Genomic DNA, 9,426 nt, shown 5'->3' with positions numbered 1-9,426 from the left:
CGAGCCTGCTCGCGAAGGCGGCGTGACAGTCGACTTTGATGTTGAATGTGAGGGCGCTTTCGCGAGCAGGCTCGCTCCCACAAGGGATTCTCAGCTTCGCGGCAGAAAACCTCTTATCGCCAGAAACGCCGGCACGCCAAGCCCGACCCAGCTCAACGCATCCCAGATTCCATCCCCCAGCAACGCCGCAAACAGCCCCGCCGCACTGAGCAGGGCGATCACGATCGGTGTGCTGAAGACCTTCCAGAAACTCGACTGACGCGGCTTCATGCCGAGGCCTCCGCCGTTTCCAGAACAGGCTTGGCCGCCCTGCGCCGCACTACCCAAAGATAAACACCACTGGCCAACACAATGATTGTCAGCACATCCAGGGTTGCCCAGAGAATCTTCATCGGCATGCCGCCGTAGTCACCAAAATGCAGCGGCTGCGACATGCCCATGGCGTCCATGTACCACGGCCGTTCCGCCACGGCGGTGACTTGAAGTGTCGTGGCGTCGATCAGCACCGGCGTCAGCAGGTGCGAAGTCAGGTGCGTGCCGCCCTTCATGAATACCGAGTAATGGTGCTCGCTGGAAAAGCGCGTGCCGGGGAAGGCGATGAAATCCGGCTTCATCCCCGGTGCGACTTCTTCGGCGATGTCGAGCAACCGCGTAGCCGGCGCCAGTTGGGTCAGCGGCGGCGCATCGCGATACGGCGCGATCAGCGTGGTCAACGCGTCGTTGCGCCAGGCGGCGATGAGCAGGTCGGCGCAGGCGCTGATCACCCCGGTCACGCCTACCACCAGGCACCAGGTCAGGGTCACGACGCCAATCAAATTGTGCAGATCGAGCCAGCGCAGCCGCGTTGATTTGTCCTGGCGCACGGTGCCAAATTTCAAGCGGCGCATGAACGGCAGGTACAGCACCGTGCCGGAGACGATTGCCACGACAAACAACAGGCCCATGAACGCCAGCAGCAGCTTGCCCGGCAGCCCGGCAAACATGTCGACATGCAGGCGCAGGATGAACAGCATCAAGCCACCGTTGGCCGAAGGGGTTTCCAGCGCTTCGCCAGTGCGCGCATCGAGCATGAAGGTGTGCGAAGAGTTCGGCTCGGTGTCGGCCGTCCTGGCCATGATCGCGAACGCCGCGTTCGGCTCTTCGTCGTCATAACCGAAGTACTGCATGACTTCGCCCGGGCGATGTTTCTGTGCGGCATCGACCAGTTGCTGCAGGTCGAGTTGCGGCGTGTCGGCCGGCATCTCGCGCAGTTCCGGGGCGTTGCCCAGCGCGTGATCAATCTCGTGGCTGAAAATCAGCGGCAGACCGGTCAGCGCCAGCATCAGCAGAAACACCGTGCAGATCAGGCTGGTCCAGGTGTGGATGAACGACCAGCGGCGGATGGTTTTACTTTTCATTGCATGACCTTCAAAAACACCAAAGCCGTCCGGTACGGACGGCCTGGGAACAGGGCCTGTTTCAGCTCACTGGCTTACCACTTGTAAGTGGCGCTGGCGACGACACTGCGCTGGTCGCCGTAGTAGCAGTAGAAGCTGTCGCAGGTGGAAATGTAGTCCTTGTCGAACAGGTTGGTCGCATTCACCGCCAGCGACGCACCTTTGAGGCTGTTGTCCAGACGGCCGAGATCATAATGCACGCTGGCGTCGAACACGGTATAGGCATCGGCCTTGCCCAGCCAGGTGTTGGCCTTGTCGCCGTAGGTGTTGCCGGTGTAGCGCACGCCGGCACCGATACCGAAACCGTCGAGCACGCCGGCGTTCCAGGTGTAGTCGGTCCACAGCGAGGCTTGTTGGTTGGGCATCAGTTGCAGGCGGTTGCCCTTGTCGACGCCTTTCTGCACTTCGGACTTGGCCAGGGTGTAGGCGGCGATGACTTTGAGGTTGTCGGTCACATCCGACACCGCTTCGAGCTCCAGGCCTTTGACCTTCACTTCGCCAGTCTGGCTGGTCACCGAGACGTTGTTGACGAAGGTGTTCACCGCGACGTTCTTTTGGGTCAGGTCATACACGGCGGCGGTCAGCAGGGTCTTGCTGCCCGGAGGCTGGTATTTGATGCCCAGTTCCCACTGGTTGCCTTCGGTTGGCTTGAGCGAGCCGGTCGAGGTGGCATCGGCGCCGGTGGTCGGCTGGAAGGATTCGGCGTAGGACAGGTACGGCACGAAGCCGTTATCGAAGACGTAGCTGAGCGCCGCGTTGCCGCTGAATTTCTTGTCACGCTGGGTGTTGGTCGCATCGCCCTTGTTGAAGAATTCAGTGCTGGTGTGCACCCAGTCTTCACGGCCGCCGAGGGTCAGGCGCCACTGATCGAGGGCCATTTGGTCCTGCACGTAGAGGCCGGTCTGGTAGGTCTTCTGGTTGTAGTCGTAAAACGCGGTGGAGCGTGCTGGACGTACGATCGGCTGGCCGTAGATCGGGTTGATGACGTTGGTCTGCAGGCCATCGCCAAAGATCGAGGTGTAGTTGGTGTTGCTGCGCTGGTGATCCAGACCCAGCAGCAAGGTGTGGCGAACCTCACCCGTGGCGAAGTCGGCCTGGAAGTTGTTGTCCACGGCAAACTGGCTGATGTCTTCGTCGACGCTGGTGCTGGTGCGGCCGACGTTGCCCTCTGCATCCACGGTGGTGAACGGGTAGGAACCGGGTGTCAGCGACTGGAACGACAGGTCCGACTTGGTGTAGCGCAGGTTCTGTTTGAACTGCCAGACATCGTTCAACCGATGTTCGAAGGCATAACCCAACGCGTAGTAGGTGCGGTCGTAGTATTCCCAATCCGGATCGCCGAGATTCTTGTGATGGGAAATATCACCGAGCGGCGATTTGATTTTGGTGCCCTGAATGGGCAGAAACTGGCTGGTGATGCCGGTGTCGTCGCGGGTGAACTGGCTCAGCAGAGTGAGTTTGGTGTCGTCATCGATGTTCCAGGTCAGGCTCGGCGCGATGTTGTAGCGCTTGTTGTCGACGTGATCGACCTGGGTGCCGCTGTCGCGCACCACGCCGCTGAGGCCATAGAGAAACTGCCCGGCCTCATCGATCTTGCCGGTGCTGGCGAAGTTGATCTGGCGGTGGTTATCGCTGCCGTATTGCAGCTGGATTTCACTGCTGGCTTCAGCGCTCGGACGGCGGCTGACCATGTCGAGCAAACCGCCCGGCGGGGTCTGGCCGTACACCGACGAGGCCGGGCCACGCAGCAGGGCGAGGCGGTCGAGGTTCCAGGTTTCCTGTTTCGGGTTGGCGTACACGCCTTTGGGCAGCGGCAGACCATCGAGGAACTGGGTCGGTTCGAAACCGCGCACGCGCAGCCAGTCGGCGCGGGTGTCGCTGCCGTAGCTGCTGGCGGTGATGCCCGGCATGTAGCGCACGGCGTCATCGAGGCTGTGCACGCTGCGGTCGTCCATTTGCTGGCGGGTCGCCACCGAAATCGAACGCGGTGCTTCGACCAAGGCGGTGTCGGTCTTGGTGCCGGCGGCGGTGCGGGTCGCGGTGTAGCCTTCGACCGGGCCCCAGGCGCTTTCGAAGTTTTCCACGCCGATGACCGAAGTTTCCGGCAGGGCCAGCGTGCCTTCCGGCACGGCCACCAGGGTGTAAGTGCCGGCGCTGCTCTGTTCCAGCTGCAGACCGGTGCCGCGCAAAGCCGCGCGCAGGGCGCCGGCGGCGTCGTACTGGCCGTTGACCGGCGCCGAGGTTTTGCCGGCGGCCAGCGCAGGATTGAGCGACAGGGCGAGGCCGCCCTGGCTGGCGATCTGGTTCAGGGTGGTCGACAGCGGCGCCGCCGGCAGGTTGTAGGCGCGCACGCTGGACGCTTGCTCAGCGGCTAGCAACGGGCTGCTGATCAGCGGCGTGCCGAAAGCGATGGCAAAAGCCAGCAGACTGGGGCGCAACAAGGTGTCTGGCGAACGGGACATACGGCGGCTCCTGAATGGAAATATTTCTCAATTGCCTGTGTGCCGGACGAGATTGGAAAAGTGATAGGGCTGGGTGGAAATTCTTTTTGGCAGGAAATGGTTGTGCGGCTGATGGCGCCTTCGCGAGCAGGCTCGCTCCCACATTGATCGTTCCCATGCTCCGCGTGGGAATGCCTCATTGGACGCTCTGCGTCCGCTTCGGCAGGGACGCAGAGCGTCCCGGGCTGCATTCCCACGCAGAGCGTGGGAACGATCATGTCAAGGGGCGGAGGGCTGCGCCTTCGCCACGGTGACCCAATACGGCGTATGCCGCTCGATCTGCACCGGCAAGGTCGGCAGCAATGCACTCAGTGCCTTGTCGGTGTCATGCAACGGAAAACTGCCGGTAATGCGCAGATCGGCCACTTCCGGCGCCACGCCCAGATGCCCGCGACGATAGCGCCCCAGCTCGTGCACCAGATCGCCCAGCCGTGCGTTGTCCACCACCAGCATGCCGCGCGTCCAGGCATCGGCGCCGGGGGCGAGGGCGGCAATCGAGCCCAGCCCGTCACTGCGCAACAGCACCTGCTGGCCTTCGCGCAGAACCAGTTCTTGCGGGTTGGCCTGGGCATGGGCCGCGACCGCCGACTGCAACACGCTCAGGCGTGTGCCATCGTCCTCGCGCTTGACCAGAAACCGCGTGCCCAGCGCGCGCATGCTGCCTTCGCGGGTTTCGACGATAAACGGCCGCGCGTCGCCATGCCCGGTCTCGACGAGAATTTCGCCTTCCTGCAACACGATCAAGCGGCGTTCGTCATCGAAGCGTACGTCGACCGCGCTGTGGGTATTGAGGTTGAGCAGAGTGCCGTCGGACAGGCGCACGGTGCGCTGTTCACCGGTGGCGGTGCGCTGATCGGCGAGCCAGTAATCCAGCGGCAGGTAGCGCTCACTGACAAACAGCCCGAGCCCGAGGATCACCACGACACTGGCCAGCCCACTGCCGAGTTTGCGCATGCGACGACGGATGCCTTCGCGCGATTGCAGCAACGCACTTCGGGCCGGGCCCTTGGCGACGCTGAAGCGCTGATCGAGCATGCCCAACTGGCGCCAGGCGCGGGCATGTTCTTCATGTGCCGCGTGCCACTTGGCGAATTCCTCGCGCTCCAGTGCGGTGCTCGAATCGAGGGTCAATTGCCAGGCAATCGCCGCGTCCAGCACATGCGCCGGCACGGGCCGCGAACTGGCCGCGGTCATGTCGGCTCACCGTAAAGGGCGATGTAACACTGGCGCAGGCCTTGGGCCAGATACTGCCGCACGCGCGGCACCGAGACGCCGAGTCTGGCGGCGATTTCGCCGTGGCTGAGGCCGTCGAGGCGGTTATACAGGAAGGCCGCACGAGCCTTGGTCGACAGCTTGCCGAGCAGACGGTCGATGGCTTTGAGGTCGTCGAGGATCATTTGCTGTTCTTCAACCGACGGTTGTTCGTCTTCGGGGATCAGCATCAGTTCGGTGAGGTAGGCCTGTTCCAGCGCGGCGCGGCGGAAGTAGTCGAACAACAGGCCTTTGGCGATCGCCACCAGAAACGCCCGAGGTTCGCGCGGCGTCAGCAGTTCGTCGCGGTTGAGCAAGCGCACGAACGTGTCCTGGCTCAGGTCTTCGGCACGCTGCGGACACGCCACATTGCGCCGCAACCACGCCAGCAGCCAACCGCGATGGTCGCGATACATCGCACCGACGAGCTCACTGTGGGGGTTGGGCACTGACGACACCGGATATCACCGATTGGGAAATGTTAACTAACGAGAATAGTTCGCGATTCCGGCAGAGGTGGGAATGGTTAGCAATTGGCCACTGGTCAGGTGATGAATCAAGGGCAGCCCCTCACCCTAGCCCTCTCCCGGAGGGAGAGGGGACTGATCGGGGGATATTCTGGAGGTACACCGACCTGAACGATTTTCAGCGATTCCTCAATCGACTCGGTCTTTCAGGTTGATATAAGGCTTCAGACACCACGATCGGCTCCCTCTCCCTCCGGGAGAGGGCTGGGGTGAGGGGCTTTTGATCTGAATGATTCTAAAAGGACGGCGCCTGCTGCCTGCGCTTCCACTGGCTCAACCGCTGCTGCAACTGCAACGGACTGTAAATCTGCTGCGCCCGCGCCCGGCTGAACAGAATCAATGCCAACTCCGCCGTGGCCAGCGCATCGGCACTCGCGTTATGCCGCTCGAACACTTCGAGCCGGAACCACTCGATCCACTCATCCAGCCCCGCCTCGCGGATCTGCGCCTGCGGACACAGAAACGGCGCGATATCCGCCACATCCAGAAACACATGTTGCAGCTTGTGCCCCAAGTGCTCCTTCACTGCGCGCCCGAGCATGTGCTGATCGAACGGCGCATGAAACGCCAGCACCGGGCTGTCGCCGATGAACTCCAGCAACTCCAGCAACGCTTCCGCTGGGTCGCTGCCTGCGGCAATTGCACTAGGGCCGAGGCCATGAATCAGCACGCTGGGGCTGAGCTTCAATTCGCGGCATTGCAAGGTGCGTTCGAACTGCTGACGGAAATCGATCGCGCCGTCCTCGATCACCACCGCGCCGATCGACAGGACCCGATCCTTGCTCATATTCAGGCCGGTGGTTTCTAGGTCCAGCACCACCCAGCGCTGCTCGCGCAGGCTGCATTCGCTCAGCTCGGCAAGCGCCGGCAGCTTTGCCAGCCGCTGCTGCAAGTCCGCCGACACCACGGGGCTGGCCGGGCGTAGCCAGGAGAACAGGCTCATAGCTGATACCGCAAGGTCAGGCTGCTTTGCAGGCGCTGCGCCTGGCGCAGGGATTCGCGCAGGATACGTCGGTCGAGATGATTGAGGCTGTCGGGATCCACGCGGTTGGAGTACGGCTGATTTTCCCGGGTTTGCAACTGATGCTGCTGCATCCGCGTTTGTTGAATGAAGTGATAGGCCTCTTCATACGCCGCGCCGTCGAGCGGCTCGATGACCTCTTTATCGACCAGTTGGCGAAAGCGTTCGAGGGTGTTGTTGGCGTCAATGCCATTGGCCAGCGCCAGCAGACGGGCGCCGTCCACGAACGGCGTCAGGCCCTGGATCTTCAGATCCAGCGTGGCTTTCTCGCCGTTCTTGCGGGCCAGCACGAATTCACGGAAGCGCCCAACGGGAGGGCGATTGCGCAGCGCGTTCTCGGCCAGCATGCGCTGGAACAAACGGTTGTCGGCGACCTGATCGAGGATGCCCCGGCGCAATTGCTCGCAGCCTTGCTCATCGCCCCAGACCACGCGCAGGTCGAAATAAATGCTCGAGCCCAGCAGGTTCTCCGGCGTGGCTTCGCGGATGAACGCCGCGAAGCGTCGTGCCCATTCGGCCCGCGACAGACACAGCTCGGGATTGCCGGCCATGATGTTGCCCTTGCACAGAGTGAAACCGCACTGCGCCAGGCTCTGGTTGATCTGCTGGGCAATCGGCAGCAGCTTGCCGCGTATTTCTGCTGCGTGCGCGGCATCGCGAGCATCGAACAGGATGCCGTTGTCCTGGTCGGTGTGCAGCGTCTGCTCGCGTCGACCCTCGCTGCCGAAACACAGCCAACTGAACGGCACGCCCGGGTCGCCCTTTTCGGCGAGGGTCAGTTCAATGACCCGACACACCGTATGATCGTTGAGCAGGGTGATGATGTGAGTGATCTGCGTCGACGACGCGCCGTGGGCGAGCATGCGCTCGACCAGTTGGCCGATCTCGCCGCGCAAGGTCACCAGTTGTTCGACCCGTTGCGCGCTGCGGATGGTTCGGGCCAGGTGCACCAGATCGACCCGTTGCAGGGAGAACAGGTCACGCTCGGACACCACGCCACACAAGCGTTGATCCTTGACCAGGCAGACGTGAGCAATGTGCCGCTCGGTCATGGCGATCGCCGCATCGAAGGCACTGTGATCCGGCGACAGATAAAACGGTGATCGAGTCATGTGCTGTTCGATGGCGTCGCTGAAATCACCGACACCTTCGGCGACCACATGGCGCAAATCGCGCAGGGTGAAAATCCCCAGCGGCGCCTTGTGCTCATCCACCGCGACGATGCTGCCGACCTGTTGCTCGTGCATCAGCTTCACCGCTTCACGCAGCGGCGTCTCGGCGCTGCAAGTCACCGGATGGCGCATCGCGAGTTCACCGAGACGAGTGTTCAGCGAGTATTGGGTGCCGAGGGTCTCCACGGCTTTTTGCTGGACTTGCTGGTTGACCTGATCGAGCAGGCTGCTCACCCCACGCAAGGCGAAGTCGCGGAAGGCGCTGGAAAGGGCGAACAGTTTGATGAACGCCAGTTTGTTCAGTTGCAGGCAGAAGGTGTCTTCGCCCGCCAGATGTTCGGTGCGTGTGGCGCGCTCACCGAGCAGCGCCGCCAGCGGAAAGCATTCGCCGGTGGTGATTTCGAAGGTGGTCTCGGTGCCGGGCTTGGTGATGTGCTGGCGTTCGCCGACCACCCGACCCTGTTTGACGATATGAAAGTGTTCCACCGGGCCGTCGGCCGGTTTGATGATGCTCTCGCCCTGGGCAAAAAAACGCAGCTGACATTGCTCCACCAGATAGGCGAGGTGGGCGTGTTCCATCTGATTGAAGGGCGGGAAGCGCTGGAGGAATTGCAGGGTGCCCTGAATGTTCTGCAACACCGCGGTTTTCCCTGCCTGGGTGAAGGCGTCCGCTTTGCTCATAACCATTACCGCAGTCTTTTTCGAATTGTTGTTGTCGGATCGTTGCGACCATGGTCGACCCCGGCGGGCAGGGTGCCCATTGGACGTAAGTCTAGGTTTTGCCACCATTGGCCGATTTTCGGAAATAACCTACGCAAAAGCTCGGAAAAGCTTGCCTTGGGCACTTGGAAAAAATTCCGACGAAGTGCACATTGAAGCGCTGTCCGGTGATGTCTGACGACTTGCCAGGGATTGTTTGAACATTTAGAGAGCGCCATGTCCGACCACGATATTTTGAGCGACGCCGAGCGGGAAGCGCTCAGCGCAGTGATGCTCGAACCTGATCTGCCGCCGCAGCGTGTTCTGATCGTCGACGACGACAAGGACGCCCGCGAGCTGTTGTCGGAGATTCTCGCGCTGGACGGCATTCGCTGCATGACCGCAGCCAGCGGTGAAACCGCGCTGAAAATGCTCGATGAAAAGCCTTCGATCGGTCTGGTGATTACCGACCTGCGCATGGGCAATGTCGATGGCCTGGAGCTGATTCGCCAGGTGCGTGAATCGGTACGGGCAGCGATGCCGATCATCATCGTCTCCGGCGATGCCGACGTGAAAGATGCGATCGAAGCGATGCACTTGAGCGTGGTGGATTTTCTGCTCAAGCCGATTGATACGGGGAAGTTGCTTGAGCTGGTGAAACACGAATTGGGCATAGAACCTTAAGACATATTTCGCCGCCCAGCAGATGATCGTTCCCACGCTCTGCGTGGGAATGCATCAATGGACGCTCCGCGTCCGCAGTTGTGGGACGCGGAGCGTCCCGGGCTGCATTCCCCCGCAGAGCGTGGGAACGATCAA

At 61.8% G+C, this 9,426-nt stretch carries 8 protein-coding genes; 1 reads left to right on the top strand and 7 read right to left on the bottom strand.

What is annotated here, in order from left to right; translation table 11 throughout:
• Window positions 1–90: 90 nt before the first annotated feature.
• The 7 genes from QMX86_RS25725 to QMX86_RS25695 all read right to left on the bottom strand — a co-directional run bounded on the left by QMX86_RS25725 (window position 91) and on the right by QMX86_RS25695 (window position 8,589).
• Entirely contained in the window at window positions 91–270 is a 180-nt protein-coding gene (locus QMX86_RS25725; protein ID WP_016772844.1) for a hypothetical protein, read from the bottom strand.
• Window positions 267–1,397: a PepSY-associated TM helix domain-containing protein gene (locus QMX86_RS25720; RefSeq protein ID WP_282387026.1), complete on the bottom strand. Its 1,131-nt coding sequence runs from the start codon at window positions 1,395–1,397 to the stop codon at window positions 267–269. The genes QMX86_RS25725 and QMX86_RS25720 overlap by 4 nt, the downstream gene beginning before the upstream one ends.
• A 74-nt stretch (window positions 1,398–1,471) precedes the next feature.
• The gene (locus tag QMX86_RS25715) at window positions 1,472–3,898 is read right to left on the bottom strand and encodes a TonB-dependent siderophore receptor (RefSeq protein WP_282387025.1); all 2,427 of its coding nucleotides are present in this window, start codon (window positions 3,896–3,898) and stop codon (window positions 1,472–1,474) included.
• 258 nt (window positions 3,899–4,156) lie between these two features.
• The gene (locus tag QMX86_RS25710; protein ID WP_282387024.1) at window positions 4,157–5,131 is read right to left on the bottom strand and encodes a FecR family protein; all 975 of its coding nucleotides are present in this window, start codon (window positions 5,129–5,131) and stop codon (window positions 4,157–4,159) included.
• Window positions 5,128–5,604, bottom strand: coding sequence for an RNA polymerase sigma factor (locus tag QMX86_RS25705; protein WP_221264883.1), 477 nt, complete (start codon window positions 5,602–5,604; stop codon window positions 5,128–5,130). Before QMX86_RS25705 ends, QMX86_RS25710 begins: the two co-directional genes overlap by 4 nt.
• A 346-nt stretch (window positions 5,605–5,950) precedes the next feature.
• Window positions 5,951–6,658, bottom strand: a complete 708-nt coding sequence (locus tag QMX86_RS25700) for a 3'-5' exonuclease (protein ID WP_282387023.1) — start codon at window positions 6,656–6,658, stop codon at window positions 5,951–5,953.
• The gene (locus tag QMX86_RS25695) at window positions 6,655–8,589 is read right to left on the bottom strand and encodes a putative nucleotidyltransferase substrate binding domain-containing protein (RefSeq protein ID WP_306662997.1); all 1,935 of its coding nucleotides are present in this window, start codon (window positions 8,587–8,589) and stop codon (window positions 6,655–6,657) included. Before QMX86_RS25695 ends, QMX86_RS25700 begins: the two co-directional genes overlap by 4 nt.
• Before the next feature lie 255 nt (window positions 8,590–8,844).
• On the opposite strand from QMX86_RS25695, the gene QMX86_RS25690 reads away from it, so the two are divergent.
• Window positions 8,845–9,291, top strand: coding sequence for a response regulator (locus tag QMX86_RS25690; protein WP_016772851.1), 447 nt, complete (start codon window positions 8,845–8,847; stop codon window positions 9,289–9,291).
• Window positions 9,292–9,426: the final 135 nt, after the last annotated feature.

The sequence above is a fragment of the Pseudomonas sp. PS01270 genome (assembly GCF_029959775.1).
In the GTDB taxonomy this organism is placed as follows: Bacteria; Pseudomonadota; Gammaproteobacteria; order Pseudomonadales; family Pseudomonadaceae; genus Aquipseudomonas; species Aquipseudomonas atacamensis.
Note: the sequence above shows the minus strand (reverse complement) of the source record. Positions and strands in the feature narration are given on the sequence as shown.